The sequence below is a fragment of the Ruegeria sp. YTSC325 genome (assembly GCF_059609525.1).
The window spans coordinates 477050-503000 of the sequence record NZ_JBXWLY010000001.1 but is presented as its reverse complement, the minus strand read 5'-3'; the positions used below and the strand labels follow the sequence as shown (position 1 = coordinate 503000).

General features: G+C 55.4%; 25 protein-coding genes. 15 read left to right on the top strand and 10 right to left on the bottom strand.

Translation table 11 applies throughout. From position 1 onward, the window contains the following. Positions 1–26: 26 nt before the first annotated feature. Complete coding sequence (locus tag AC2FF7_RS02540) at positions 27–923, bottom strand: LysR family transcriptional regulator (protein ID WP_480908502.1); 897 nt, start codon at positions 921–923, stop codon at positions 27–29. 159 nt (positions 924–1082) lie between these two features. Between AC2FF7_RS02540 and AC2FF7_RS02535 the strand changes: the two genes are divergently transcribed. The 5 genes from AC2FF7_RS02535 (at position 1083) to AC2FF7_RS02515 (ending at position 4234) form a co-directional block, all read left to right on the top strand. Beyond that, entirely contained in the window at positions 1083–1493 is a 411-nt protein-coding gene (locus AC2FF7_RS02535) for a GFA family protein (RefSeq protein ID WP_496748830.1), read from the top strand. A 31-nt stretch (positions 1494–1524) separates the two neighbouring features. Then, positions 1525–1719 (top strand): DUF1059 domain-containing protein, encoded by a 195-nt coding sequence (locus tag AC2FF7_RS02530; RefSeq protein WP_170519304.1) that lies wholly within the window; start codon positions 1525–1527, stop codon positions 1717–1719. Positions 1720–1965: 246 nt separating this feature from the next. Beyond that, positions 1966–2586 carry a DUF1326 domain-containing protein gene (locus AC2FF7_RS02525; RefSeq protein WP_496848257.1) on the top strand — a complete coding sequence of 207 codons (621 nt, stop codon included), beginning with the start codon at positions 1966–1968 and terminating at the stop codon, positions 2584–2586. Between the two features lie 28 nt (positions 2587–2614). Further along, the gene (locus AC2FF7_RS02520) at positions 2615–3385 is read left to right on the top strand and encodes a DUF2182 domain-containing protein (protein ID WP_496848258.1); all 771 of its coding nucleotides are present in this window, start codon (positions 2615–2617) and stop codon (positions 3383–3385) included. 174 nt (positions 3386–3559) lie between these two features. After that, positions 3560–4234, top strand: a complete 675-nt coding sequence (locus AC2FF7_RS02515; RefSeq protein ID WP_496748827.1) for a class I SAM-dependent methyltransferase — start codon at positions 3560–3562, stop codon at positions 4232–4234. Positions 4235–4481: 247 nt separating this feature from the next. Here the strand turns inward: AC2FF7_RS02515 and AC2FF7_RS02510 are convergent, their stop codons facing one another. Next, positions 4482–5279, bottom strand: coding sequence for a GNAT family N-acetyltransferase (locus AC2FF7_RS02510; protein WP_496748826.1), 798 nt, complete (start codon positions 5277–5279; stop codon positions 4482–4484). A 190-nt stretch (positions 5280–5469) separates the two neighbouring features. Continuing rightward, positions 5470–5859 (bottom strand): MerR family transcriptional regulator, encoded by a 390-nt coding sequence (locus AC2FF7_RS02505; RefSeq protein WP_496748825.1) that lies wholly within the window; start codon positions 5857–5859, stop codon positions 5470–5472. A gap of 89 nt (positions 5860–5948) precedes the next feature. Between AC2FF7_RS02505 and AC2FF7_RS02500 the strand changes: the two genes are divergently transcribed. Beyond that, complete coding sequence (locus AC2FF7_RS02500) at positions 5949–6272, top strand: hypothetical protein (protein ID WP_480714488.1); 324 nt, start codon at positions 5949–5951, stop codon at positions 6270–6272. A 4-nt stretch (positions 6273–6276) separates the two neighbouring features. Continuing rightward, positions 6277–6495, top strand: coding sequence for a GDCCVxC domain-containing (seleno)protein (locus tag AC2FF7_RS02495; RefSeq protein WP_083828990.1), 219 nt, complete (start codon positions 6277–6279; stop codon positions 6493–6495). 114 nt (positions 6496–6609) lie between these two features. Here the strand turns inward: AC2FF7_RS02495 and AC2FF7_RS02490 are convergent, their stop codons facing one another. Beyond that, a complete protein-coding gene (locus AC2FF7_RS02490) occupies positions 6610–7947 on the bottom strand; it encodes an alpha/beta fold hydrolase (protein WP_496748823.1) in 1338 nt (445 codons plus the stop codon). 336 nt (positions 7948–8283) lie between these two features. Then, complete coding sequence (locus AC2FF7_RS02485; protein WP_353394980.1) at positions 8284–9849, bottom strand: inorganic phosphate transporter; 1566 nt, start codon at positions 9847–9849, stop codon at positions 8284–8286. A 261-nt stretch (positions 9850–10110) separates the two neighbouring features. Here AC2FF7_RS02485 and AC2FF7_RS02480 point away from each other — a divergent pair, with 261 nt between their 5' ends. Together AC2FF7_RS02480 and AC2FF7_RS02475 are read left to right on the top strand one after the other, a co-directional pair. After that, positions 10111–11970, top strand: coding sequence for a Na/Pi cotransporter family protein (locus AC2FF7_RS02480; protein WP_353394982.1), 1860 nt, complete (start codon positions 10111–10113; stop codon positions 11968–11970). Positions 11971–12010: 40 nt separating this feature from the next. Beyond that, positions 12011–12259 (top strand): hypothetical protein, encoded by a 249-nt coding sequence (locus AC2FF7_RS02475; protein ID WP_353394984.1) that lies wholly within the window; start codon positions 12011–12013, stop codon positions 12257–12259. Between the two features lie 413 nt (positions 12260–12672). Here AC2FF7_RS02475 and AC2FF7_RS02470 read toward each other — a convergent pair whose 3' ends face one another. The 4 genes from AC2FF7_RS02470 to AC2FF7_RS02455 all read right to left on the bottom strand — a co-directional run bounded on the left by AC2FF7_RS02470 (position 12673) and on the right by AC2FF7_RS02455 (position 16643). Continuing rightward, a complete protein-coding gene (locus AC2FF7_RS02470; RefSeq protein WP_170752088.1) occupies positions 12673–12954 on the bottom strand; it encodes an HlyU family transcriptional regulator in 282 nt (93 codons plus the stop codon). Between the two features lie 204 nt (positions 12955–13158). Next, a complete protein-coding gene (locus tag AC2FF7_RS02465) occupies positions 13159–14427 on the bottom strand; it encodes an O-antigen ligase domain-containing protein (protein ID WP_496905160.1) in 1269 nt (422 codons plus the stop codon). Between the two features lie 5 nt (positions 14428–14432). Beyond that, complete coding sequence (locus AC2FF7_RS02460; RefSeq protein WP_480869509.1) at positions 14433–15914, bottom strand: GumC domain-containing protein; 1482 nt, start codon at positions 15912–15914, stop codon at positions 14433–14435. Between the two features lie 114 nt (positions 15915–16028). Further along, complete coding sequence (locus AC2FF7_RS02455) at positions 16029–16643, bottom strand: response regulator transcription factor (RefSeq protein ID WP_170752082.1); 615 nt, start codon at positions 16641–16643, stop codon at positions 16029–16031. A 251-nt stretch (positions 16644–16894) separates the two neighbouring features. Here AC2FF7_RS02455 and AC2FF7_RS02450 point away from each other — a divergent pair, with 251 nt between their 5' ends. The 4 genes from AC2FF7_RS02450 to AC2FF7_RS02435 all read left to right on the top strand — a co-directional run bounded on the left by AC2FF7_RS02450 (position 16895) and on the right by AC2FF7_RS02435 (position 22361). Further along, positions 16895–18268, top strand: coding sequence for a WecB/TagA/CpsF family glycosyltransferase (locus tag AC2FF7_RS02450; protein WP_234899560.1), 1374 nt, complete (start codon positions 16895–16897; stop codon positions 18266–18268). A gap of 20 nt (positions 18269–18288) precedes the next feature. Then, complete coding sequence (locus tag AC2FF7_RS02445; RefSeq protein ID WP_170752081.1) at positions 18289–19170, top strand: UTP--glucose-1-phosphate uridylyltransferase; 882 nt, start codon at positions 18289–18291, stop codon at positions 19168–19170. 101 nt (positions 19171–19271) lie between these two features. Next, positions 19272–19778, top strand: a complete 507-nt coding sequence (locus AC2FF7_RS02440) for a putative pterin-binding protein (protein WP_496905141.1) — start codon at positions 19272–19274, stop codon at positions 19776–19778. A gap of 45 nt (positions 19779–19823) precedes the next feature. Continuing rightward, the gene (locus AC2FF7_RS02435; protein ID WP_496905140.1) at positions 19824–22361 is read left to right on the top strand and encodes an ATP-binding protein; all 2538 of its coding nucleotides are present in this window, start codon (positions 19824–19826) and stop codon (positions 22359–22361) included. A 1-nt stretch (position 22362) separates the two neighbouring features. On the opposite strand, the gene AC2FF7_RS02430 is transcribed toward AC2FF7_RS02435, so the two are convergent. After that, on the bottom strand, positions 22363–23592 hold the full coding sequence (locus AC2FF7_RS02430; RefSeq protein WP_496905139.1) for a polysaccharide biosynthesis/export family protein: 1230 nt from the start codon (positions 23590–23592) through the stop codon (positions 22363–22365). Positions 23593–23786: 194 nt separating this feature from the next. On the opposite strand from AC2FF7_RS02430, the gene AC2FF7_RS02425 reads away from it, so the two are divergent. Together AC2FF7_RS02425 and AC2FF7_RS02420 are read left to right on the top strand one after the other, a co-directional pair. Continuing rightward, a complete protein-coding gene (locus tag AC2FF7_RS02425) occupies positions 23787–25025 on the top strand; it encodes an oligosaccharide flippase family protein (protein WP_496905138.1) in 1239 nt (412 codons plus the stop codon). After that, positions 25022–25936 (top strand): glycosyltransferase family 2 protein, encoded by a 915-nt coding sequence (locus AC2FF7_RS02420; protein ID WP_480869494.1) that lies wholly within the window; start codon positions 25022–25024, stop codon positions 25934–25936. Before AC2FF7_RS02425 ends, AC2FF7_RS02420 begins: the two co-directional genes overlap by 4 nt. Positions 25937–25951: the final 15 nt, after the last annotated feature.

Below are 25951 nucleotides of genomic sequence, written 5' to 3'. Positions count from 1 at the left end.
ATCTAAGGTTTCCAACTGTAACTAGATCAGTTTACGGACGTGTGTGCCGATACGACTTGTGATTGTGCTTTAAGCCACTTGACGAACATCTTAGCCTCGGGACGCTGAAATTCTGCTTGAGTCTGGATGTAATAGACGCCGAAGAGTGGCTCAGAGAACAACTCAATCATCCGACCAGATGACAGATCGTCCTCGAAAAAAGCTCTGGCAGAATACGTGATACCGTCACCCCGGCGAACCGCAGTCATGATCAGGTTCCCAGGCATGTGATTTATGGTCAATGGCTCGGGAGGTACGACCCCATGATAGGTGAACCAGTCGGCCGCCTCGTTGGTGCCCAGTTCCTGTAACCAGGGCAGCTTCGTTAAAGAGGCCGGGTCACGCAGATCTTGGCCTTCCACCAGTGAAGGTGCTCCGATCACGACCATGTCGGAAACAAGGACAGTATCCTCTTCTTTTCTTGGCATGCGTTTATCGTGATACCGAATGGCGACATCGATACCACCCGGCTTTATCTGAACCAGTTCAGAAGTTGGGTTCAGCATCAAAGTGATCTCTGGATGTTGTTGTTGAAACTCTGCCATTCTCGGCAATAGCCACTCCACTGCGAATGCTGGTGACATGGTCACTTGAACGGGACGGTGCGCTGCATGTTCCGCCAGTCGTTCGACGCCCCTTCCGATAATTTCAAAGCCGATACCCAGTTCACGTGAAAGCATGATGCCTGGCTCGGTCAGCTCAATGCTGCGCCCACGTTTAGCAACGAGAGCTACACCCAAATGCCTTTCCAACGATTTCACCTGCTGGCTGACAGCCGCTTGGGTCACGTTCAAGCGTTCAGCCGCCACGGTGTAACTCCCTGCTTCCGCAACTGCTGAGAAAGCGCGCAAAGCGTTCATCGGGGGAAGGTGCAACCAATCCATACTGTAGATTTTCTAACGTTTGGTTAGACTATTTGAGTCGCATGATATCGGCATTCTTGACATTATTCACAGTGAAATCTGCGCTGTTACTATAAAAAATTGGTGCGGATGCTTTAGTACCGATGTCAACCTAGCCGCATGCCAGGAGATCTTGATACGATGGAAAAACTTCAAGGTGGATGTTACTGTGGTGCTGTTCGATACCAGATCGCGACACCACCTGTCTGGTCGGGACATTGCCATTGTCGTTCATGCCAAATGGCCCTTGGTGGCGCCTTTGCAACTTGGGCTAAGGTAGCCGCCGAAGACTTCGCCGTTATAAAAGGCGAAATCCAACACATGGAGAAAACTCCGGGTATTCGCCGCGGGTTTTGTCGGGACTGCGGAACGACGTTGACATATGCCGCCCTAAATGAAGTTGAGGGCCAAGACTGGAGCGCTGACGCTTGGTTTTCTGCTGTAACGTTGGACGACCCATCGATTGCGCAACCTAAGGCCCACGTTTTCGTTTCACATCAGCAGCCATGGATAAAACTCGACGACGGGCTGCCGACGTATCTTGAGTTCTAACCAACTTTCCGAGCGCACGGGGGAGAAAGCGATGTACACTGCATACTCATATGCCTGCAAGGATTGCGAAGGCATGGAGGCCTGCCCAGGTAAAGTAGTTGCTGCGACCAAGGACGAAGTCTGGAAGCTCATGGAACTGCACGCGGTAGTCGCCCATGGAGAGGACCCCAGTTCGTGGGACGCCGACACTCGGGCATACTTGGAAACACTGATTAAGCCAGCTTGATAAGATCAGTTGAGCTTCGACGCCCAACGAGATATCGGCCTTGAACTTCGGTTTGGATCGCTTGCTGACGAATGGCGACTTTTTTGAGAAGGACCGGCATGGGCTACCAACCAGCTAATCATGCAAGTTGTAGGGATAGGCATCTCTGAGCCATGAGGAGACATGGTTAACCTTCTGGTTGATTGGTGAAAAGCAGCCTTTCTGCTAAAATGCAGCCGTGGAAAATATGGGATGGGAGGAGAAATCATGTCTTGGAATGTTTCAGGGGAACTCGTCGAAACCTGCAATTGCAACATGCTTTGCCCATGCTGGTTCGGACAAGCTGACCTTATGCTCTTGGACCAAGGGTATTGCGCGACATCCCTGTTGATACGCATTAGCGAGGGCTCTCATGAAGGCGTGGACCTTACTAACCAAAATGCGATTGTCTCATTGCATTTCCCCGGGCCGACACTGTTCGATGCGAACGGCACCGGGCGAGTGTACATTGACGAAAACGCCAGCGATGCGCAGGCGGCGGCATTGGAGACTATCTTGCAGGGTGCGTCCGGCGGCGGCATGGAGGTGCCGGCAAGCCTGTTGTCGACCTGGCTTCCGACCAAACGCGCCGGGATCAGCGTGACCGAGGCCGATGGCGAAATAACTGCAAGCGTGGCCGGTGTGGGCGAGATGAAATCCCGCCGTCTGGTCAATGACCTAGGCAACAAGATGAAACTGCAGAACGCCGCGTTCAGCCTCGCCTTCGGGCATGAGGGGCATGAAGGTGATCTGGCCCCCAGTGAAGGAACCACTTGGAACGACGCGGATATGCCCGTGACCTGGACGGGCCGGTCGGGTGTGGTCGGACAAGTCGCTTGGGCCGGCTGAGGCCGGGCCGGATCTTTAGGCCATCATAATGAATGCTGTAGGGGTCGCACGACGAGATCGGGCGCTGGTGCTGGCAGCGCTAGTTGCGCTCACGGCGCTGGCGTGGGCCTATACAATTTACCTCGGGCTTGGTTCGTCCTCGATGACGATGTTTGGCGACATGGCCATGCCGATGATGATGCATTGGTCAGTCGCGGATTTTGTCTTCATGCTTATCATGTGGGCGGTGATGATGTTCGCGATGATGCTGCCTTCGGTTACACCCGCCGTAATGATCTACGAGCGGGTCCGCGCGAAGCGGGAGGAGGCAGGGCGACCCTTCGTGCCAACGGGCAGCTTCGTTGCGGGGTATCTGTTGGTTTGGCTGGGGTTCTCGCTGGCGGCGACTGTATTGAATTGGTGGCTGCACACTGGTGGCGCGCTTTCCTCAATGATGGGGAGGGTTGCGCCGACTGTGGGCGGCGTGATGTTGATACTCGCCGGGTTGTTTCAATGGACGCCGCTCAAGAACGCTTGCCTGGAGCATTGCCGCTCGCCCATGAGTTTTCTGACGGCTCATTGGCAGGAGGGGTCCCTGGGTGCCGCGAAGATGGGGCTTCACCACGGGGCCTACTGTCTTGGCTGCTGCTGGATGCTGATGGTGCTGTTGTTTGTATTGGGCGTTATGAACCTGCCGTGGGTTGCCGTACTTACAATCGTGGTGTTGGCGGAAAAGACGTTGCCATTCGGGCGGTTTCTGAGTCGTGGATTGGGCGTGGTTTTGATTGTCTGGGGCGGGTCGCTGATCATGCTCGCCTGAGGAAACGTTGGTGCATTCACAGGCTGGATAAATGCCGCCACAGAGCGATCTTCAACACGTCGCCGGACAAGCAATTTCTGCGGGAGATTAAGTTCCGCTCCGAACCCAAAACGGAAACAGGGGAATTGGTGTGCTAATCTGTTGCAGGACAATTCAGATTTGCTGGAGTTGGCAATGACTCACATCGATCACCTAAAATCGATATGCGAACTTAATGGGCTTCAAGTCGTCGATGTTGGTGCGGGTGACGGCGTCTATTCGCGAGACTTGTACGCAGCAGGGGCCAAAGTCACCGCAATAGAAATAGATCCGGACAAAGTTGCGAAGGCCAAAGAAGATCTTCCAAGAAATATAGACGTTAGGCTTGGGGCTGCCGAAGATCTGCCCCTCGACTCCGGCTCGCAGGACCTAGCGTGTTTGTTCTTCTCACTTCATCACGTTCCAGTGGAGGCTCAGAACACTGCGTTCACTGAAATTCGCCGCGTTCTTGGAAGCAGTGGGCGGTTGCACATAGTGGAGCCCTATCCTTATGGGACAATGTTTGACGTTGTACGATTGGTGGAAGACGAAACCCTCGTTCGAACGCATTCTCACGAAACACTTAACCACTTGGACGGAGTAGACGGATTTCGGTTGGAAAACAAAAAAGAGTACGTCCTTACTCGTGAATATCCGAGTTTCGAAGCGTTCCTGGAAAAGATTGTTTGGCCGGATCCAGATCGTTCTAGAGCTTATGAAAAGGTTTCTTCCGACGTGGAAGACGCATTCAACCGGTCGGTCGAAACCCTTGATGGGAAGATCGTTTTACACCAGCCCTGCGCCGCATACCACTTTATCGTTTCCTGTTAACGGCTGCCATACCGCGAGATCCAGCTCCGTATGGCAATTGTGCCCACATAGCGATCCTTGGAGATTATTCGATGAAATCATGGACGCGGCCTTGGGTTCGGCAAAGCAATTGGCCAGTAACCTCCGGCAAGCGGCTACAACTAGCCCAATGCAACTAGAACTCGTCCTAATCGTAGTTTTTTAAGAAGTTTCAGTCAGGTTGGCGCGAGTGTCGTTGATATAACGCGACAACAAACTTCCGAATGGCTCACTTGGTCAACCGATCTTCCGAGTATACATTCGGGTCGATGATCGCGACTATGTCGCTGCCGCTATCCTCCAAGCCAAGTCTTTCGCACAACCGTGCTGAGGCAGCGTTGCCAGGAGCGATGCCTGTCTTGAACCCTGTTGCGCCAAGCTTTTCATGAGAGTGTATCATAGCTTTGGCGCCCAAGACTTTTGCAATACCTTCACCCATGCGGTCAGGTTTGGTCGAAAGTTGCCCCCATTGAGCGCGACGATGCAACCGACTGCTGGGCGGATGGCACAGAACCGAACCCGCAGTTGCAACTGGAGCACCTAATCTATCAACGACGACCATAGCAAATCCGGGGCGAGATAATCCGCGCATAACTGGCCCTATTGGCGGCAGAACACCGTGGCTCATCGCGACTTCTGCGAAAGCTTGAAGCCATTCTGGCGGAGAGTCTCGATCAATCACACGTACGGTCAAATCCTCGGGCAGCGCCCGTGTTGCGATTACTTTCCGAGCGATGTCAACGCACTTCAGCCCGCCAAGATAACAAGCGATTGTGTCAGTTTTTAATCCCTGACTTTCAATGACTTCTCGCGTCCTCGTTACCTCCTGACGCGGTATGCTTTCTATCGCCGTGATGCCAAGTATTCGGGCCATTGAAACGGCATCATCCAAAGCCCCGCTGTACTCGTTGGCAATTTGAATACCGCGTCCATGGCTACAAAATCGAGGGTCATCGCCCAACAGCTGGATAAGGTGCTCACCCATGGTCGACATACGCCGCTGTGCATCACTTCCAAATACTTCCATGGGTTATCCTTTGGGCCGCTGCAAAATGGTTCGACGATGATCGTTTGATATAAGTTGCGTCGTCAAGCGCACGTCAGACGCGAGACCGCGACGAAAAGAGAGTTATTGGTCGAGGGTGAATGGCAACTATGTCCGCATTGCGGTTACTCACCACAATTCGACGAACGACAGCACCGAGCCCAAGGTTTCACTAGTCGGTACGCAGTTTTGAGAGCATGGGGCAAGAGACATTCCCGCCGTCGCAGTTGACTGTGAGTTCGTTCAGCGCCGCTTCCAAGCGCTTCAGTTCGTTTATCTTTTCCCGCACATTGAAGATATGAAGCTCAGCCAGCTCTTTTACGGATCGGCAATCCTCTCCGTCGCCTTCGGACAGGCTGAGAAGCGTCTTTGTATCGGCTAGTGGAAAGCCCAAATCACGGCATTTTTTCAGGAAACGAAGCCTTCCAACATCGTGCGCGGAGTACATTCGCCGGTTATTAGGTGCCCGTTCTGGTTTGGGCACGATCCCTTCGCGCTCGTAGTAGCGGATCGTTTCAATGCCGACACCGCTTTGCCGGGATGCTTCCCCAATCGCAAACATGTGAGTTTTCCCGTCTTGATCCTGTAGTGACTACAGGAATTATACGAGAGGCTGACACTTCGACAACTCCAACTAGTCAAGGGAAAGAAATGCAGAAGTACCTTAGCGTTAGTTATCTGGGATCACTGTCAGCACTCGGCGTCGCGACTTGCTGTGTATTACCCATGACTATGATGTTGCTGGGACTAGGGGGCAGTTGGCTGGCCATTTTCGGAAAGATCGCGGCGGCAAGCTACTACGTATTGACGATTTCGACGGCGCTTGTCGCTATATCGTGGCTTGTATCTTATCAGCGCGGTTCCCTAACAAAGTTGAAATGGTGGCTTTCGGGGACGACCGCAATCACCGCGTTAGCTTGGGTCGTCGTCTTTAACGAGGCCCGGATCAACGATTACCTGATAATGCAGATGTGAAACAATGACAGAGCAAACTGTAGTGCTTGAAAGCACCCTGACGTGCCCGAAATGCGGTCACAGCGAAACCGAAATAATGCCGACGGATGCTTGCCAGTGGTTCTATGAATGCAAGTCTTGCGCAGCGGTCTTGAAGCCGTTGGAAGGGGACTGTTGTGTCTACTGCTCCTATGCCACGGTGCCTTGCCCGCCGATCCAGAATGGCGATAGTTGTTGCGGATGACAAAGTCTGCTTTGTCCGCTGCGCAGTCATTTCACGAATGACCGAACCGAGCCCAAAGCCGACAATCGGATCGCGTGGTAAAGACCAGTAGGCAATGCCAGCGTTCCGAGTTGTTTATTTCGTAGGGCTGACCGCGTGCAGTCTCCAAGAATTTGGAACGCCCTTCAACTCGTGCTCTCCGCAGTCTTGAAACTCGAACGGCGCACCAAGCATCAGTTGCCGCGTGAGATCGGAGGCCAAAACCTGTCCTTCCTGGGCTTGGCCCATCACCCGAGCGGCTATGACCACGCCAAGGCCGCTGATATCCTCGCCGCGAATTTCAATCTCACCTGTGTGAGCGCCGAAGCGTGCGTTAAGGTCGATCGCAGACAATGCTTCACGTAAAGAACCAGCGCAGGCCAGCGCACTTGTAGGAGAACTGAACGTCGCCAGCACGCCGTCGCCGGTGAATTTCACCAGATGACCACCGTGTCGAGAGATCTGGTTTGCGCAGACGTCATCGTGGCGGTTCATAAGGTGGCGCCAATTCTCATCACCGATACGTGCTTGTTGTGAGGTGGACGCGACGAGATCTGAGAACAGAACGGTAGCAAGGGTGCGCTTGGGTTGGATCGTCGCCGGTGCTTCGCCGGTAACAAACTCGACGATTGCGGCCGCGTAGCTGTCCACGTCGCCTTCCCATGGCACATGCTCGTGGCCCGGTATGGTTTTGTATCTAGTGGATGGCATCAAACGCAGAAAATCCTGGGCGCAATCAGCCCCGTTGGGTTCTTCGAATTCGCGATGTATGACCAAAGTAGGTTGCGAAATAGAAGGAAGCAGTTCCCGGATATCTATCCGGGCAGCCAATTCGAACAGGTTGGCGACTGTAATAGGGGTCGCGCTCATCCTTTGGAAATGCGCCCATGCTTCCTGAGCTTCAGCATCGTCCTCACTTGGGCCAAAAGCCGAAAATGGGTGAGGTTTATAGAGCTTCCCCCAATTCTCGCGGAACTGCTTCAACGCGATTTTAAGGCTTTCAGGGGTCAGGTAACCGCGAGTAAGACGGCCTTGAGCGTACCCGCCGCACAAAGCCAGACGTTCGACGCGCTCGGGGCGCATCGCGGCATAGACACAGGCAAGTGAGGCCCCCTCGGAGAAAGCAATGACCGTGGCTGAGGTCATTTCAGTGACATCCATCACAGCCTCTATATCCATGACGCGCTCTTCAAGGGTTGGTGTCCCCTGAATGCGGTCTGACATGCCGTTGCCGCGCTTGTCGAAGGTAACCAATCTTCCCACCGAACTGAGAGCTGTCATCCACTGCAGGTAGCCCGGATTTTCCATGGACGCTTCCAGATGCGAAATCATTCCGGGGACCAACACAAGATTGCGCGGCCCATCGCCCCAAACTTGATAGGCGATGGACAGCCCGTCGCTTTCGGTGAAAAGGGTCTCCACATTGGCAGTCATGCACCCCCCCCCAGTCGTTCTCTGGCCAATACTCCGCCCATATTTTCAATGTGGTTCCGACGGAGCCAGCGCATGATCATATTGAAGTTCGATTGGCCTATCGGTCAATGATCTCTTTAGTTGAGCGCAACGTGCGTCATGCAAGGATTGTAATAATCAGGTAAAAACCGGAGGTCTGCATTTCCGGCGAAGCAGCCGCTCATGCCGAGTGCAGTCAATGACCGCATCGAGCCCAATGTGGACGGTCGCAATCGATATAAATTAGTATCAAAGCCCGAGGCGATTGAAGCCTGTCAAACGAAAAGCCGTAGTCTCTCTAGGTTTGATTCAGAATACCTAAGGCAACAACATTCCGCGGATCATGAAAAAGAACATAGCTGCAAGAGTGCCTGCCAAAGGGACCGTGATAACCCATGCAGCTGCAATTCGGAGCAATAGGTTTCGCTTGACCAATTCGATCCGGTGCACCCTGCCGAGAGCTTTTCGTTCTTTCTTAGCCAAAACTCGGTCGGAGGAAGCCTGTGCCTTCATATCGCGCAATATCTCGCCCTTAGTCGTGACGTCAGCAGCTTCAAATCTCTCGAGGAATGCTTCAACCGCTTCTGGGTCATGGTCGGCGTGGTGCTCTCTAATTTCGTCCAGCATGCGGGCGTAGCTGGACTTGATGTATTCACGCAAAAATCCGACCCCGAATACACCCCCAACAGCGATATGGGTGGAACTGACTGGTAACCCCAGCTGCGAGGCGACAATAACCGTAATCGCCGCCGCCATCGCGATGCAATATGCGCGCATTTTATCAAGTTCGGTGATCTCGCTTCCTACGGTTCGGATCAATTTGGGTCCATAAAGCGCGAGACCGAGTGAAATGCCTATGGCTCCAACCGCCATTACCCATATCGGAATAGAGGCTTTCGTGGCCACGGCACCGGCGGCGATCGCTTCGTTGATACCGGCTAGTGGGCCCACTGCATTGGCGACGTCATTGGCACCATGAGCAAAACTCAGGAGCGCTGCTGCGAAGATTAGCGGAACGGTGAAGAGATCGTTCACGCTTGATTTTTTGTTTTCCAGACGCTTTGTCGTGTTTGCGACATACGGACGAATAAGAAAGTAAACGACGATCGCAAGCAACAGGCCAATCACCAGGGCTGTAGGGAAGTCGACCTTCACCAACTTCTTCACACCTTTGAGCATAAGATACGTGCCGAAGGCCCACGCCATAACGGCAACAAGGAATGGCACCATTCGGTTGGCTGCAGTCAATACATCCGATTTATAGGTTATTGTGCGCTTGATGACGTAAAGGAAAGTTGCCGCAATGACTCCTCCAAGGACGGGAGAAATAATCCAGCTCGCCGCGATCATCCCAACCTGATACCAGTCCGCTATGCTCCAACCGGCTGCAGCTATCCCAGCCCCAAGTACGCCACCGACGATTGAATGCGTTGTGGAAACCGGGGCACCGACAGCTGTGGCGAAGTTCAGCCACACCGCTGCCGCGAGTAGAGCCGCCGTCATCAGCCAGATGAATGTGTCTCGGTCCGCCACCAAGTCCGGGTCGATAATGCCTTTTTTTATTGTGCCGACAACATCGCCCCCCGCAATCATGGCGCCGCCTGCTTCAAAGAAAGCCGCAATCAGGATAGCGCCGGTCAAAGTAATTGCTTGGGACCCGACGGCGGGGCCAACATTGTTCGCTACGTCGTTCGCGCCAATGTTCATAGCCATGTATCCACCGATCATTGCGGCGACGATCAAGAGCACTCCGTCTGTTCCGCCTTCTGATCTGGCCATTGCTACCAGCATGATGCCGACGATGAAGAGCAGAGCCGTACCAAACCGGAACAGTTCTTCCCGGTTTAGGCGAACTGCTTTTTCTACTCTTTCAGTTCTCAACATGTTTGGTCCATCGGTCTCATGTAGCAAGTCAGTCCAAACATTTGGGCAAGTAGAGTTCCTACGCCATGATTTGAATCAATGAGACATGTACGTTGCGGTAGTAGAAACATCGAGGTCAGAAAGCGCCCGGGTTTGGGGTGTGGTATCTGCTGAGAATCTTGGCGCTGCACGAACGTTGGTTGAGGTTAGTGTGCGGTCTTCCTGTAGGTCGAAATTCGCGCCATGCGGTGTCTTTGCGATCCAAAAATTTGGACTGATTGAATGATCAAGTACTACCTACCGGTCGCAATTGGCGCGCTACTAATTGCCTTTTGGGTAAGTCCTGACGCGCAGGTGGTTGCAGCTGGGATCGCTATATTTTTGTTTGGCATGCTTATGCTTGAAGACGGCTTCAAGCTACTTGGAGGCGGAACACTAGAACGAATGCTTCAGCGGGCGACAAAATCCGTTTCGCGATCTCTCTTATTCGGTTTCGTCTCTACTGCGTTGTTGCAGTCCAGCTCACTGGTTTCGGTCATAACGATTTCGTTTTTAAGTGCGGACCTTATTTCTCTGGTCGGTGGGGTGGGGATAATCTTTGGGGCCAATATCGGAACGACGACGGGTGCGTGGTTGGTCGCCGGGCTAGGATTAAAGGTGAATATCGCAACCTATGCCATGCCAATTATCGGCCTTAGCATAATTCTTGTGTTTCAGAAGCCGAAGGTGCTCCGTGGGATTGGTTACGCCCTTGGAGGACTGGGTTTTCTGTTTTTAGGCATTCATTACATGAAAGAGGGTTTCGACGCGTTCAAGGATCAGGTCGACCTAATGCGATTTGCTTTGTCGGGGTTTTGGGGGCTGGTGGTCTATTGTTTGTTGGGGACTGCCGCAACCGTGATTATGCAGTCGAGCCACGCGACGATGGTGCTTACTCTCACCGCGCTTGCCGCTTCACAAATAAGCTATGAAAACGCGCTGGCTCTGGCGATCGGGGCTAATATTGGAACCACGATTACGGCGATTATTGGCTCGATCAGCGCCAATTTTCAGGGCAAGCGACTCGCATTGGCGCACCTGATCTTCAATACAACGACTGCGGCGGTAGCTTTGATTTTCATAGTCCCGCTGAGTGAGACGGTCGACCTGATCAGTGGTACCGTGGGCATCGGTGCGGAAGATTATGCTCTGAAGTTGGCGGTGTTCCATACCATCTTTAACGTGCTCGGCGTCTTGCTCATGTTACCATTGATGCGTTGGCTGATTTCCTTTCTTGAACGCAGTATCGTCGAACCAACCCCCGATGTCAGTCAACCGCGGTACCTGAACGATGCGGCCGATGATTTCCCACAGACTCTTGAGATCGCACTTCGAAAGGAAGTCATGCATCTCTACGAAAACGCGATGACGTTGATCTTGCATGGCCTGAATCTGCATAAGAAGGATGTACTTGGCGCGAACAGCGTTGCAGAGGTGGTTCGCAGCAGTCGAACACCTACCGACATGGATATCGAGGAAAGCTACCGGCGCAAGATCAAGACGCTCTATTCTGCCATTGTAGAATTCTCGACGCGCGTCGGGGAAAAACGTGTCGAACCAGACGTTGCGGAACGTGTTTATGCACTGAGGGATATCGCCGGTGACATCGTTCAAGCGGTTAAGTCGGTCAAACACCTGCGAAAGAATATCTTGCGTCACACTGTACGGTTGTCCGGGAGTGCAACCGAACTGTATGATGGCCTCCGTACTGAAATTGCCAGAATACTCGTCGAAATTCAAAAACTTGAAAACTCGGAACCGGATGAGCGTAGTGCGCTCTGGCTTGATCAGGAACGTGCACAAGTAGAAGAGGATGCCCGGACCGCTGCGCGCCGTGTAGAACATCTCATTCGAAAAAACCAACTCACTCCCGATGCTGCAACTTCATTTCTAAACGACTCGGACTATGCCTACAGCGCGATGCGTAAACTGATCGAAGCAGCGAGAACCTTTTACATCGAACGAGACAGCGCTATGGCCGAAGTCGAACGTTTGTTGGCTTTGGAAGAAGAAGAACTGGGTGAGTATCAGATTGAAACCGATGCGCTCTCTAAGGAAGACGAATCCGAAAAACGTCACAGTAAAGTCGTAGAAAGCAAATAGCATGCTGAAATTGTGCGACGATCTGCGGGGGGGGGTTAAGATGGGATTGAAAAAACTTGCCGAAAAAATGGTCGAGTACAACTCGCGTCTTGAGGCGGGCAAAGCGGAGAAAATTAAATCCAGCCATGTTCAAAAGGTACTCAAGAAGCTGCGCAAGAAGGCAGCAGATATTGAGGCCGAAATTCATATTGAAAAGAATTCTGATAGGAAAGCCAGGCTGGTTCGAAAACTCGGAACAGCGCACGAGAGCGTCAAACGGGCGGAGTGGCTATTGAGGGAGATCGACTAATACGCTGGTCCTGCCTCTAGAAATTGGTTTGAGTCGTGCTGAGAGACTTCGCAACCAATTTGAGCCTGATGCCAGTATGCTCAAACAACGCGTTTAAGTGTTCTTATCCGTCAATTCTGTTTGAACACCGAACGGCAGGTTTGTCCGCAAAGGAGCCATTCTCTCTGCAGTACATTAATGACTGCGATGCGGGACAAACCTGTCTTACAGTGTTTTACGCGAACGTTCGCTTTCCGCGCTTTGCGGAATCCGTTAACAAACCAACAGGACGGATAAACAGTCTCCTTTGCCTAACAAATGGTTAACCAATGATAACCTAAGCCGTCCGTTCAATCTTGGACGTAGAAGCATGCCTAGCGGCGCGCGCACGGTGCCGCTCATATAGTGCTCCCGATCATAGATCGAGCTTCAAGCTACCGGCTTGCCAAGTCGAAAACGTTTTCGTCCTGCTCACCAATCATTTGCTTCGGCTTTGCAATGCTAAAGCTCTCGACTTGATTCCGGCTGTCAAACACGTCCGCCCTGATCAAAGTATGGGTCTTTCGATCTCCGTCGATGGTCTTCTCCAAACGGACCAACAGACGGTATTTGCTGCCTTCCGCCATCAGGTCGGGGAAGATCTCGAACCCTTTGTAAGAGAGCGGGTCCGGCTTGGACTTCTCAACGCCGCCGAAGAGTTTTGAGTAGAGAGACAACGAGCGGCTCCTTTCAGCCGGCTCTAGTCGGCGACTAGTGCCACTAAATGCCGGGCTGAAGAGCATTTCACGGTCAATTCGTTGGTTGCCCGATGTGAAAGTACTCACTTTACAAGGTCAAAATGTCCCTATCAGCAGTGAAGAACCAACCCAAAAGAGTGACGTCTGACACTACGCTGGTGTCGCAACAATCCTTGCGGCGTATCAGCTTCCCAGACACACTGATTTGACCTCTCGCAAATGCAATCCGAGCATCAGTAAGGTCGGCCAGAGTAGATAGGTTTGGATTTCAACGTTCTCTCCAAAGGTCAGCAGGAGAACTGTGAGCAACAGCCCGAGCGGCAGCCTCCCGCGTTCCGACTTTATGGCGTCCAGGGTGACGATTGCTAAATGACCGAGGAAAGGAACGAGAAACGCGGCAAATCCGGTCAGCCCTTTCACGAATAGCAATCCGTACCAGGTGTGATGGCTGCCGATCGGCATGTACTCAACAAGATGCGCACCGGGTCTGACTGTGCCGTGCCCGAAAACCATCGCATCCGATTGCCAGCGCTCATAAGCTATACGCTGCAGAGTTTCGCGTACGCGGGTACTATCGGCGCGCGCGGATTTGAACCTGTAAAGGGCTCGGTTGCCGAATTCGACAAAGATTGCGCTCCAAACGGCTACGGTGGTGGTGACTGCAGACAATAGAATCCACCCCAAGCTGCGGGCGACAAGTGGCAAGAGGCGGGGTGACAGCGAGCAGATCACCAATCCGACCATACCCATTCGGGACTTGGACATAAGGATCATCAGAACTCCGGCAGCCAAGCCGATGACCTTCCAGCTGCTGTGTTTTTCTTCCAGGGCAAATAGGACCATGCAGACACCCAACAAGGCTGCGAATGGCGACCAGGGCGCAAAGAACTGCCACCGTGGCGTGCCGCTGGCGGGGTCGATTGTATACAGGTAGACCGAGAAATATTCAGGTCCCGGGCCGCCCACTGCTTTAAGGGGAGATGTAAACAGCAGATGCGGCAGACCGGCATACGGGGCGGCAATGAGCAACGGCAGAAGGCACAAGGTCCAAAGGCCTACCACACATTGCCCTCTGACCAAAACCTCGCGCCGTATTGGCAAAACCGCCCCTGCTAGGATAAACAACGGGATCAGCGCCCAACCCTTTGCCCATCCGATACTCGATTTGATCGTTTTGGTGGTGCCAAGGTTCCAGTCCGCGTGGCCTGCCCAAAGTGAGACCAGCATCACCAGCATGCCAACGCTCCAGATCCAGACCAGAGCAGGTACAGGGCCCGTTGCACGCATATCCAAACGGATCACCGGGCCGAGATAAAGTGACACCCCGGCTATCGTAGCCAACATCCAACCTAGCACCGGACCGACAACATACAGCGCGCCAAGCCCGTAGAACGGCCATGTCCAGATCAGCGTACACCAGACGATCTTTTCGGCTGGCGTTTGAGGGGCCACACGCGTCAAACTGCGGCCTCTTTCTGGTCTTTCAGCAGCTTTGAGATCAGCGGGTTTCGGATCCATGCCAGAACCAAACCCATCAGCAGCATAAGGCTTGCAACGATCCCGGCGGCAATCGAGATCTTCTTGTTCGGCGAAGACGGGCGAGCCGGCAGAGACGGGTTCTCCAGAACTTGGATCAAGGGATAGGAGGCATAAACATCGGTCTTTTTCGACTCGGACCGCGCGATGGCAGAGGCGAACACGGCTTCTGCCACGGCGAAATCTCTCTGCCGGTCCTCCAATTCAGCGGCGATGGGGGCGAGGTCTGACAGGCGCAGGGTTTCCAAACGAACTTGCGCGCGCTGTGTCGCGACATGCTCTTCCAATCCGGCGCGCAAGGCATCTTCGCGCACCAACTCGCTGAGCAACTGCGCCCGTTGCCCTTCCGGCGCGCGATCCAGTCCACCGAGCTGCTCGACCTCAAGACCAGTCACCTGCGCCGCGCGTTTTAAAGCAACCGAACGCGCCCCTTCATATTCGTTTTGGGCATTCACATAGATTGGGTGGCGCGATCCGTAGGTCGCGTCGACTTGCGCCAGCTTTGCAGCCCCCACCGACACATCCGCAAGCAACGATAGGTACTGCGCATCAGCATAGAGTTTCAGCGTTGCCGCCGCTGCGTCAGAGGGCAGATTCAACGCGACTTGAAGCGCGGCGACACGTTCCGATTGGCGTGCCAGCTCGCTCTCCTGCGTTCGCAGCTCCTGCTTTGCACGGTCATTAGCGGCGACCTGCTCTTGGTATTGCGCGACTGATATCAGACCGCTTTGCGATTGCAGCTGTTTGATCTCGGCCCGCGTGGCCTGAATTGCTCGTGTGTAGTCTTCGATCGCGCCAATATTGCTGGCCTCGCGGGTGGCAAGTTCGTCGGCCCGCAGGGCGTCAATCTCAGCGAAAAAGGCGGCCACCAAGGCGTCTCCATATTGCTGAGCGTCTGCCGGAGAGGCCGCCTGAAGCTCGATATGGATCAGGCTGGTTTGATCGACCAGTTGCACCCGCGGCTTTCCAAACGCGTCCCGGTCAGCCTCTACCGCCTTGGCTGCCGCGTCGAGTATACGGTCGGCCGACAACAAACGTTTATACGTCTCGGTCGGGCTGATTGACCCGTTGGCAAAGGCGGAATTCGCGTACGAGGATGCCTGACCGATATTGGCCAGATTGACCGATGCCGAAGCGCCAGATCCTGGCAGGATTAATGATGCGTGAGAGGTGTATTTGACAGGCGCGGTCGCCAAATGGCCGCTGATCGGGGCCCAGATGCAACTCGCCCCAAGAAGGTATAATGCCACGTAACGAGGCAGGCGGCCTACATCGCTAAGGCGCCCGCCCTTTACGATGCGGCGCCACCCGAGCGTTCTGAAATTGGATCGGGAAATGCGCACCCAATGCAGAAATTGCATGTCGCGCGTGGACTCAGAGGAGTTCGAAATCTGTTGCGGCATGGAAAAACCCTTTCTTACAAGGGTGATACACCGCATCTGATTGCTGATCATTCGCTCAGCAGGCTAGGGGCCGAGGGGATTGGGAGCGTCCCCTATCCCTTCGGATAGTTAGGCCTAGAACAACCCAGCCTCGCGCGCGGCCAGGGCGGCCTGCGTTCGATTGCTGACACCAACTTTTCGGTACAAAGTCTTCATATGCAGTTTGATCGTCGGCTCTGACAGATCCAGATCACGAGCGATTTCCTTGTTGGATTTGCCCTCAGTCAGCCCTTTCAGAACTTGCCGCTCACGCTCTGTCAGTTTTTGAGCCATGGGGTGGGAGTCTTCCGGCTGCTCTGCGTTCATGAAACCCGCAGGAAGGTATTGTTCCCCCATCGCCATAAAGCGGATCGCGTTGACCAGAGATTTAGCCGGTAAAGTTTTTGGGACGAAACCGGCTGCACCAAGCTCTAGCGCGCGTTGCGCCAGATCACGCGAGGTGTCGCCGGTAAACAGGGCCACATGCTGGGCACCGTCCAAAGCGATGCAGGTTTCAAGTCCGGCCAACCCGTTCATGCCGGGCATGTTCAGGTCCAGAAGAACCAGATCAAAGGCTCCGTCGTTCTCAATCAAAGTTTTCGCGGCTGGGAAATCCGGCGCGGTCTCCACCTCGATCCCGCCTGCTGCATCTATGAAGGCAACGAGCGTATCCAAAATAAGGTCGTGGTCGTCAGCAATAAGAACTTTCATCTCAAATCTCCGTCTGCCCCCAACCACACCCAAATGCGTTAGTAAAACATTGAACCCATGGCATGAAGCCTTCCTGACGGACAGGTGAATATCCAATCGGATAGGTCAGCCGGCCGTTTTCACCACGCTATGTGCTGCGGGGTCGTTTTAATAGACCTATTCTCCGATCCCTCTCCGGATGCTCGCCTATCGGTTGCAGGGTCTCATTGGCAGTCTGAAGCACAGATTGTCATCGTTGATCGGAGAGTTCCATGCAGTTCCTGTCAGTCCAAGATATGCATAAAGGCGCGCAGCCAACACCCAAACCAACTTTGGAAAAGCCTGAGATTTTGGGTCTGCCAGTTGTGAACGCCCGATCCGGACAGGTGATCTCAAAACTGCTGGATGGGACCCGCCGGACTGTGTTTTTCCTGAATGCACATTGCGCAAATATAAGGGCCCGCAACCATACATATCGAGCAGCTTTGGCCCGGGCAGATATGATCCTACCTGACGGAATTGGGGTGGAGGTCGCTGCGAAGTTGCAAGGCGTCCCGTTGGCCGAGAATCTGAACGGTACGGATTTTGTTCCAAAACTACTAAAACGTGCCGCGCGTCTTGGCCAGTCGGTCTACCTGTTGGGGGGAAGTCCCGGAACAGCTCAGGCTGCGGCGGCGCGGTTGCAGCACATGATCCCCGATTTGGTCGTGGTTGGTACGCGCGATGGCTATGAAGGGGCAGCGCGGGTTGATGAGGCGATCGACGATATCAACCAATCTGGCGCGGACATTCTGTTGATCGCTATGGGCGTCCCACTGCAGGAGCTTTGGATTACGCAGAACCGTCACCGGCTTGACCCTGGAATCGCGCTTGGCGTGGGTGCTTTGTTCGACTTCCTGGCCGGGAATGTGCGTCGGGCACCGCGCATCGTTCGGCGCGCCCGGATGGAATGGGCATGGCGGTTGGCGATGGAGCCCCGCCGTATGGCCCGCAGATATCTAGTGGGTAATTTCGAATTCCTCGTGCGTGTCGCGCACAATTCTGTTCCCAAGGTCTCAGCATGTCGCCTGCTGGACCTCACTTTGGCGGTGGTCGCGCTGTCTCTTCTGGCCCTTCCCATGGCCGCAATCGCCGCATTGGTGCGATTGGACAGTCGCGGCTCCGCCTTTTTTCGGCAGACACGTATTGGTCGAAACGGGGTGCCCTTTACGATGTACAAGTTTCGCTCGATGACGCAGGACGCCGAAGCGCGACGTGCGGATTTGCTCACCCATTCGGATCGTAAGGGCGTGTGCTTCAAAGCCAAAAATGACCCACGCATCACCCGCGTTGGGAAGGTTCTGCGCCGGTTCTCGCTGGATGAATTACCGCAAATCTTCAACGTGCTAAAAGGGGACATGTCGCTGGTCGGCCCGCGCCCAGCTTTGCCCGAAGAGGTTGCTGCCTATCCCGAACAAGCGCTGGAGCGCCTGCAGGTGCGTCCCGGCATCACCGGCCTCTGGCAGGTTTCGGGCCGCGCCGGCATCGGCTTTGACCACATGATCGCACTGGATGCAGCCTATGTCCGCTCCCGCTCGCCCCTTCTGAACCTCATCCTCATTGCAATGACCGCACGTGCCGTCGTGTCAGGTCGCGGCGCTTACTGATCAAACCTAGGAGCATTGAAATGACAGGTATTCGCAAAGCTGTTTTCCCGGTCGCGGGTCTGGGCACAAGGTTTCTGCCCGCCACCAAATCTGTGGCAAAGGAAATGTTGCCGCTGATCGACCGCCCTTTGATCCAATACGCTGTGGACGAGGCTCGCGCCGCGGGGATTGATGAATTCATCTTCGTCACCTCAACCGGACAATCCGTGCTCGAGGCGTATTTCGGGCGCAACTCAGGGCTGGAGCGCAAACTGAAGGATGGTGGCAAGACCAACCTGCTGAACCGTTTGCGCCGATCGAATCTTGATGATGAGACATACAACTTTATCCAACAAGACAGCCCTCGTGGTTTGGGCCACGCGGTGTCTCTGGCGCGCGACTTTGTAGGTGACGATCCCTTCGCGGTGATCCTGCCGGATGATGTGATCCACGCGCGGCGCCCGGTCCTGGCGCAAATGGTCCAGAACTTTCAAGGCAGCCACATGATCGCAACCGAGGCCGTTCCATCCGACCGGATCAGCGACTATGGCGTGGTCGATATCGCGCATGGGACAGGGCAGGTACAGCATCTGAAAGGGTTGGTCGAAAAGCCCGCGGCCGATCAGGCTCCGTCTGAGTTTGGCATTGTCGGGCGGTATCTGCTGCACCCTTCGATCTTCGATCAGCTGGACGGTTTGGCACCCGGCGCGGGTAATGAAATTCAACTGACCGATGCGATTGCGGCCGATATCGAAGCGACCGGATGCTGCGGTTTCGCTTTTCAAGGAGAGCGCTTCGATTGTGGGTCAGTCGCCGGATATCTGGAGGCAACGACCGTCTTTGCGCTGGAACGTGCCGAGCTGCGTGACGGTTTCAAATCCATGTTGCGTCAGCGCATGAACCTCCTGTCTGCCGCGGCATGAGACCTGCGCACCTATCCGTTCGGATAGGTGCGTATCCCCATGCCCATCTGTCGCGGCGGATCTCTTTCTGGTTTCTTGAGGTCAATGAAGTGGAGACTACGATGCGTATGTTTTTTGCGATCCTCACAGCGGCGTTCACCATTTGCCTGACGCCTGCGCAAGCCGCAGACTTGGGCACTCCGACAGGAGGAGTGGTCCTGACCGTTTCGGGCAACATTGCACAGACCGGCCCCGACGGGGCGGCGCAGTTCGATATGGAAATGTTGCAGGCGCTACCGCAGCGCAGCTTTGAAACCTCGACGATCTGGACTGAAGGCGAGGCCACTTTTGTCGGCGTTCCCCTCTCTGTCTTGCTGGAACAGGTCGAAGCAGAAGGTGCTACGATCCGGGCAACGGCGATCAACGACTACGCGGTTGAGATACCTGTGGGCTCAATATCGGCGCAAGACCCGATTGTCGCCTATGAGATGGACGGCGTGGCGATGTCCCGGCGGCAGAAAGGACCGCTATGGATCGTATATCCATATGACAGTGACACCAAGTACCAGACCGAGGTGATTTACTCTCGCAGCATTTGGCAACTCGACAGGTTGGAAATCGTAAAATAGCGTGGGGTTAAAACACAGTGTGAAGTGGGTGATACGGGCCAGACTTTGACAAGAAATTTCCAATACCACTCGCGTCGCCGGTGGGCTCTCGGGCTCATCGGTATCGCCGTTTTGGGTGCCCTTGCTTTGGTCGTGTTGCTGTCCGTCAAGGTGATATCCGACCTAAGCGACCGGCAGTCAGCCCAGACAGATAACGTGCAATGGACGTTGACGCAGGTCGAGGTCGAGTTCCTGTTCTACCTCAACGCGCTTGAGACGGGTGTATCGGACGCAGAGCCAAGCACAGAAAACCTGGACCTTGTCCGGCGCCGTTTCGATCTTTTTTACAGCCGTATCGAAATTCTAGACACCTCGCGTCTGTTTGAAACGCTGCGAAGTGACCCGAAATTCGCTGAACCTCTGAACGACGTCTCCGCATATCTGGAGGTCTCGGTGCCTACAATCGATGCTGAGGACCCTGGGTTGAAGGCGGGGCTGCCGGTTCTCTATGACGGCGCGCAGGGGATCGCTCAAAAAGTGCGAGAGCTTTCGGTCTCGGCGATCTCGTACTTTGCAAGCCAGTCGGATCAGCGCCGTGAAGAAACCGCGCTCAGCCTGTTTCAACTAGCCGTTTTGTCCGGGGGATTGTTTCTGACGCTGACTGCGGTCAGCGCCTATCTCTTGGTGGTCAATCGCAAGGCAGATCGACGTGGTGGGGCAATCCAGCAAGCCAACCAGCGCATGAATACGATCCTTTCTACATCATTGGATGCCGTGATCGTGGTGAACGCCGACGGCGAAGTGCTGGAGTTCAACCCAGCTGCACAGGCGATTTTCGGGTATTCCGAAGATGAGGCCAAAGGGCGTTCGATCGGCGACTTGATTGTTCCCGCGCATCTACGCGCGGCGCATAATGCAGGCATGGAGCGGATGCAGAGCGGGGGCGACCGCCACGTGGTTGGCAAGGGTCGCGTTCAACTTGAGGCGTTGCGCAAGAATGGCGATGTATTTCCCGTCGAACTCGCCTTGCAATCCGCTCAGGCCGGGGACGAGGAAATTGTTATCGGTTTTGTCCGCGATATCTCACAAAGCGTTGCGGATCAGAAAGAGCTTGTCTCGGCCCGCGACCGTGCCCTTGCCGGGGAAAAGGCCAAGTCGGATTTTCTGACTGTTATGAGTCATGAGATCAGAACCCCGTTGAACGGGTTGCTGGGCAACCTCACCCTTCTCAAGAATACACGCACGACCAAACAGCAGTCTCAGTTTGTCCGCAACATGGAGATCTCGGGCCAGGTTCTGCAAAATCATGTGGATGCAGTGCTGGATATTGCTCGGTTCGAGGCCGGCAAGCTGTCTGTCGCGCACGAGCCAACCGACCTGAACGCGATGTTGCAGGACCTTGTGGATGGTCAAAGCGGCAATGCGGCCTCGCGCGGCAATTCAATCTCGTGGCAATGGGTGGGCGGAGCTTATCCGCATGTCGCGACTGACGCGCAAAGGTTGCGGCAAATTCTGCTGAACCTTGTGGGTAATGCGATCAAGTTTACCGAAAATGGCCGTGTGTCGATCGAGGTCGAAAGATGTGAACCTTGCGGTCAGGGTAAAGCGCATGTCTACGAAGTGCGTGTGATCGACAGCGGGGCTGGCATCGCCGAGGATGAGATCGACGCCATTTTTGATGACTTCCACACCAGCGATCCCTCTATCGGTCGAACGGTCGGAGGAACCGGGCTTGGCCTGGGAATTGCCCGCAGGTTCGCGCAGGCCATGGGTGGTGAGGTGGGGGCGGAAAGCACATTGGGCGAAGGAAGCGTTTTTTGGCTGCGGATACCGTTACAGCCGTCAGCGCGCGACCAACTGCTAGAAGCTGCTCAGATCATTACCGAGACCGCTCTCTCGCTGAACTTGTTGGTGGTCGAAGACAACGAGATCAACCTCGAGGTCATCTGCAATATGCTTGCGCTGGACGGGCACCGTGTAACTACGGCGGAGAACGGGCAGGTTGGCGTCGACAAGGCCAGCCGTCAGAGGTTCGATGCGATCCTGATGGATATCAGCATGCCAGTGATGGATGGGCCAACTGCTGCGCGCCATATTCGTGGCGGTCAGGGTCAGTCGACCGATGTGCCGATTATCGCTGTGTCGGCCAATGTCCTGCCAGATGCGGTTGAGACCTTTCGCGCGGCCGGTATGACGGCTTTCATTGGAAAACCGATTTCGCTGAGTGCCCTGCGCAGGGCGCTTTCAGTGGTCACGCGCACCGACGGGCAGATTTCGGAGCATGCGCAGCCAGATCCGTTAGCGGAGTTGAAAGGCAGCCTCGGCCCTGAAGTCTTTGCCCGCCTGCATGCCAAGTTCATTGCCGAAGGGGATGAATTGGTTGAACAGCTAGAAACCGGGGCATTTGACCAGACAGATTTAAGTCAAATAGCTCAGGCCTGTCACAAACTGGCTGGGAGTGCAGCAACCTTCGGCGTGGAAGAGTTTCGAGAGGCGTTAGTTGCGGTAGAGACTGCAGCCAAAGAACACAAAGACATCACTAACAAACTCGCTGCAGTCTCCACTGCTTGGGAGCGGGCGAAATCATCGCCCGCTTGGGATTGACTTAGGGCGCCAGCAGCGCCGCTGCGCCGACGATGCCAACTGCGCGGGCGACCTCGGTCAGGCCGGTAACCTTACTGTCGTAGCATGCAATCGCATCTCCTGGCAGAACATAGGGGTCATAGTCATCGCGATCCCCACGTCGCAGCAGCTTTTCGATATTGCGTTCAATAACGATCGAGTTCCCGGTCATCGGGTTGCGGGTGAACAGGACCGCACTGCGATTGGCATTGGTCGTCTTGGCCCCGCCGACGCAGTTGGTGTCGACCACGGCCTGCAGATAGCGCGTGCCATAGGGAACCTCTCGCACGTCGCGTCCAATAGCGGATTGCGCGTTGCCCGCGGCTGGTTGCGTAAGGTTGGACATGTACAGCGTCACACCGGGCGGGCTGATCGGGCTGGGTCGCATCAGATCGTCCTGAAAACACCCGCGGCTATTGACCACGATCTGGTCCCCAGTCAGCAGCATGATGTCAGTCGGGTCCGAGCCTTCGAACACTCCGCGCAGGTCCATCCGGTAGATCGTGCCCTGCCGGTGCAACTCGACCGCTGACAAATCCGCATCCGGGCGTACCCCTCCGGCGGCGCGAATGGCGACCGATAGATTGCGCGCCTCGGTCGACGCCCCAAGCGCGCCTTGGCGCCCTCGATCGAGCGCATCGCCGGGGGTGCCTCCGATCTCGACCGAGTGGGGTTCGAACACTGCGCCTTTCACACCGACAGTGACCGAGGCGAAATCGCTGATGCGTGCCGTGACGCGTGGGGAGCTGTCGTAGAACTGCGCCGCCACCAGAACGCGGGCGACATCCCGCTCCACCTGTTCGGTTGTTCTGCCCTGCGCGCGCACCGGCGGCAGGTAGGGCAGTTTCAGGTCGCCATCGCGGGATACAACATAAGTGTCGCTAAGAAGCTCATCCCCGTCGATGGTAATCTGCACCATGTCATTGCGCGAAAGCTTCTCGCCCAGCAGAGGGCTCAGCGTTGGCTGTGACCATTTAGCAAAGGCGCTTGCGCCCTGATCCCCGGTTTGAGGTATACAGGCGCGCCCGTTCAGATTTTCCGCTTGTAGCAGGGCCGTATTTGCCCTTCGCCGCGATGGGGCACGGTACTGCGCCTGATAACTATCGCCTTTCGCAACGGATTCGATGTTGCGCGGGGTTTTCATGCTGCTGCAACCCGACAGAGCGATCGCGCTGACGGCCCCTAAAACCAATACTTTGAAATGTCGTGTCATTTTGAACTCTCCTGAACTGCATCCACAGCTACAGCAGTGTCTTGATGTGCGTCAGACCGGCATTGGGATTGCCGTTTATCCCATTCGGATAGGTCGCTCGCCGGATGGTGCGCCCAGCTGTTCTCCCGCGTCTGGGACAGGGATGCCGCGACCAATTAGAACTGATCCCGACACTATTTTGGACATTTGGCGACATGACTCAGCGATTGGCACATACCAGTTTCTTGCGGCATCTGCTGGCCTATGCTGCGTCCGAAGTGGCTGCAAAGGCGTCGCGTCTTGTGGTCGTTGTCGTCGTGGCCCGCAGCCTCAGCCCCGAGGCGATCGGTCTGGCTGCCGCTGCCCTTGCAGCGGGGGAAATCCTAAAGGCTCTGACCGAAAACGGCGTGGGGCAGATGATCATCCAAGCCCCGCCGGCCGAGCTGGAAAAACGCTGCAACAGCGCGCATCGTATCTTCTGGGTCTGGTGCGGAGCGTTGTTTTTGCTGCAACTGGCTATCGCTGCGTTCCTCTACGCGATAGGGCACGAGACGCTGGCACTGTTGCTCGCCTTTCTGGCCGGAGAGTACCTGTTCATGCCTGCCGGTCTGGTGCAGGCCGCGCTCGCGATGCGCGAGGGTAAGTTGCAACAGACCGCCGCCATTGCCGGAGGGCAGGTGGTTGGTGCGAATGTCACGGCGGCGCTACTGGCGCTGCTCTGGGCCTCGCCATTGGCTTTGGTACTGCCCCGTTTGCTGGCGGCGCCGATCTGGCTGGTCCTGATGCGCCGCCTGCGTCCCTGGGCACCTGACGCCAAACAAGGGTTTGCCGCCCTTCGCTCCTTTGTTGGCTTCGGCTGTGCTGTACTGGGGGTTGAGGTTGTCAAAGTTCTGCGTCTGCAAGCTGACAAGCTTGTGGTCGGCGTGATGCTGGGGGCTGAGAGCCTTGGTATCTACTTCATGGCCTTCAACGCCGGGCTCGGCTTGGCGACTTCGTTCACCCAGGCCTTTTCAGTCGTTCTTTTCCCACATCTGTGCGTAGCCCCGGACAAAACCAAGGCGCTGCGTCACGGGCTCGGCACGTCGCTCCTGGTGCTGAGCCCGCTGGTTTTGCTGCAAGCCGCGCTCGCGCCGATCTATGTGCCACTGCTGCTGGGAGCCGAGTGGCACCAGATTTCACCCGTGGTCTCGGTGCTGTGCCTTGCCGCATTGCCCAGTGTTATCTGGTCTGCCGTGGCCGGTTGGCTGCGGTCCGAAAACCGCGCGTTTATCGAGCTACGGGTCAGCGCAGCCTTGGCTTTCGCACTGATCCTTAACACCGCGATCATGGCGCCGTTCGGGCTGATGCCAGTGGCGATCGGATACTTGCTGACGAGTACTGCTCTGATGCTGACAGCCTCTTGGTTGCTGCTGCCTCGGGATCACCAAACAACAGAAGGGCTCCGCTACCAATGACCCGCTTTACCGTCATCGTGCCGTTTCACACCGACGCGGATACAATTGCCGAAACGCTGACCAGCATTCGCGCGCAAAGCTTCACGAATTGGGAGGCGATTTGCGTCGGCGATCGTCCCTCAAGCGTGTGCTTGTCCACCGTGCTGGACCACATCGCGCAAGACCCCCGTATCCGGGTCGTAAGTAACCCCTTCGATGGCCCAAGTGCCGCGCGTAACTATGGGGCGGAACTGGCCAAGGGTGACATACTGGCATTCTGCGACGCGGACGACTTGTGGCACAAGGACAAGCTGGCGCAACTAAACGAAGCCTTCCAACCTTCCTCTACGGACGCGGTTTTCGGACAGATCCGGTTCTTTGCCGATCAGCCCGGAGATTCTCAGACATACTCGACCGTTCCTGGTGCCCCCCTGACCGTTCAGGACCTGTTGGCGGAAAACCCGGTCTGCACCATGTCGAATCTTTCGATCCGCGGTGAAGTCTTCAACGCAGTGGGCGGTTTGGACACCAGAACGGTTCATAACGAAGACTTGGAGCTGTTGATCCGCCTCGCAGGCGAAGGGTTCACAATCAAAGGGGTCAATCATTTTCAGGTCTGGTATCGCACCAGTGCCGGGGGATTGTCTTCGGATTTGGCCGCAATGCGCGCTGGGCGGGCCTACGCGGTCAAAACGGCTGCGTCTTATGGCGTGTTCCCGTCCCGATCGTCCGAGGCCGTCTATTTGCGTTATCTCGCGCGTCGGGCATTGCGGCTGGGGCATCAAGATCAGGCCCTGTCTTACACACGCAACGGTTTGAGTCTGGATGCGCGCAGTTTCCTGCTGCCCCTGCGCCGAGGTCTGCCCACCGCAGCAGGGGCCGCACTGGCTCCGATCCTGCCGCAAGCACTCAAAAGCGCGTTGTTTTCATGAGAATTCTGAAGGAGA

Excerpts from the sequence above, each read along its gene's own strand:
- AC2FF7_RS02540 (WP_480908502.1), bottom strand. The coding sequence starts at position 923 with ATGGATTGGTTGCACCTTCCCCCGATGAACGCTTTGCGCGCTTTCTCA.
- AC2FF7_RS02535 (WP_496748830.1), top strand. The coding sequence starts at position 1,083 with ATGGAAAAACTTCAAGGTGGATGTTACTGTGGTGCTGTTCGATACCAG.
- AC2FF7_RS02530 (WP_170519304.1), top strand. The coding sequence starts at position 1,525 with ATGTACACTGCATACTCATATGCCTGCAAGGATTGCGAAGGCATGGAG.
- AC2FF7_RS02525 (WP_496848257.1), top strand. The coding sequence starts at position 1,966 with ATGTCTTGGAATGTTTCAGGGGAACTCGTCGAAACCTGCAATTGCAAC.
- AC2FF7_RS02520 (WP_496848258.1), top strand. The coding sequence starts at position 2,615 with ATGAATGCTGTAGGGGTCGCACGACGAGATCGGGCGCTGGTGCTGGCA.
- AC2FF7_RS02515 (WP_496748827.1), top strand. The coding sequence starts at position 3,560 with ATGACTCACATCGATCACCTAAAATCGATATGCGAACTTAATGGGCTT.
- AC2FF7_RS02510 (WP_496748826.1), bottom strand. The coding sequence starts at position 5,279 with ATGGAAGTATTTGGAAGTGATGCACAGCGGCGTATGTCGACCATGGGT.
- AC2FF7_RS02505 (WP_496748825.1), bottom strand. The coding sequence starts at position 5,859 with ATGTTTGCGATTGGGGAAGCATCCCGGCAAAGCGGTGTCGGCATTGAA.
- AC2FF7_RS02500 (WP_480714488.1), top strand. The coding sequence starts at position 5,949 with ATGCAGAAGTACCTTAGCGTTAGTTATCTGGGATCACTGTCAGCACTC.
- AC2FF7_RS02495 (WP_083828990.1), top strand. The coding sequence starts at position 6,277 with ATGACAGAGCAAACTGTAGTGCTTGAAAGCACCCTGACGTGCCCGAAA.
- AC2FF7_RS02490 (WP_496748823.1), bottom strand. The coding sequence starts at position 7,947 with ATGACTGCCAATGTGGAGACCCTTTTCACCGAAAGCGACGGGCTGTCC.
- AC2FF7_RS02485 (WP_353394980.1), bottom strand. The coding sequence starts at position 9,849 with ATGTTGAGAACTGAAAGAGTAGAAAAAGCAGTTCGCCTAAACCGGGAA.
- AC2FF7_RS02480 (WP_353394982.1), top strand. The coding sequence starts at position 10,111 with ATGATCAAGTACTACCTACCGGTCGCAATTGGCGCGCTACTAATTGCC.
- AC2FF7_RS02475 (WP_353394984.1), top strand. The coding sequence starts at position 12,011 with ATGGGATTGAAAAAACTTGCCGAAAAAATGGTCGAGTACAACTCGCGT.
- AC2FF7_RS02460 (WP_480869509.1), bottom strand. The coding sequence starts at position 15,914 with ATGCCGCAACAGATTTCGAACTCCTCTGAGTCCACGCGCGACATGCAA.
- AC2FF7_RS02455 (WP_170752082.1), bottom strand. The coding sequence starts at position 16,643 with ATGAAAGTTCTTATTGCTGACGACCACGACCTTATTTTGGATACGCTC.
- AC2FF7_RS02450 (WP_234899560.1), top strand. The coding sequence starts at position 16,895 with ATGCAGTTCCTGTCAGTCCAAGATATGCATAAAGGCGCGCAGCCAACA.
- AC2FF7_RS02445 (WP_170752081.1), top strand. The coding sequence starts at position 18,289 with ATGACAGGTATTCGCAAAGCTGTTTTCCCGGTCGCGGGTCTGGGCACA.
- AC2FF7_RS02440 (WP_496905141.1), top strand. The coding sequence starts at position 19,272 with ATGCGTATGTTTTTTGCGATCCTCACAGCGGCGTTCACCATTTGCCTG.
- AC2FF7_RS02430 (WP_496905139.1), bottom strand. The coding sequence starts at position 23,592 with ATGACACGACATTTCAAAGTATTGGTTTTAGGGGCCGTCAGCGCGATC.
- AC2FF7_RS02425 (WP_496905138.1), top strand. The coding sequence starts at position 23,787 with ATGACTCAGCGATTGGCACATACCAGTTTCTTGCGGCATCTGCTGGCC.
- AC2FF7_RS02420 (WP_480869494.1), top strand. The coding sequence starts at position 25,022 with ATGACCCGCTTTACCGTCATCGTGCCGTTTCACACCGACGCGGATACA.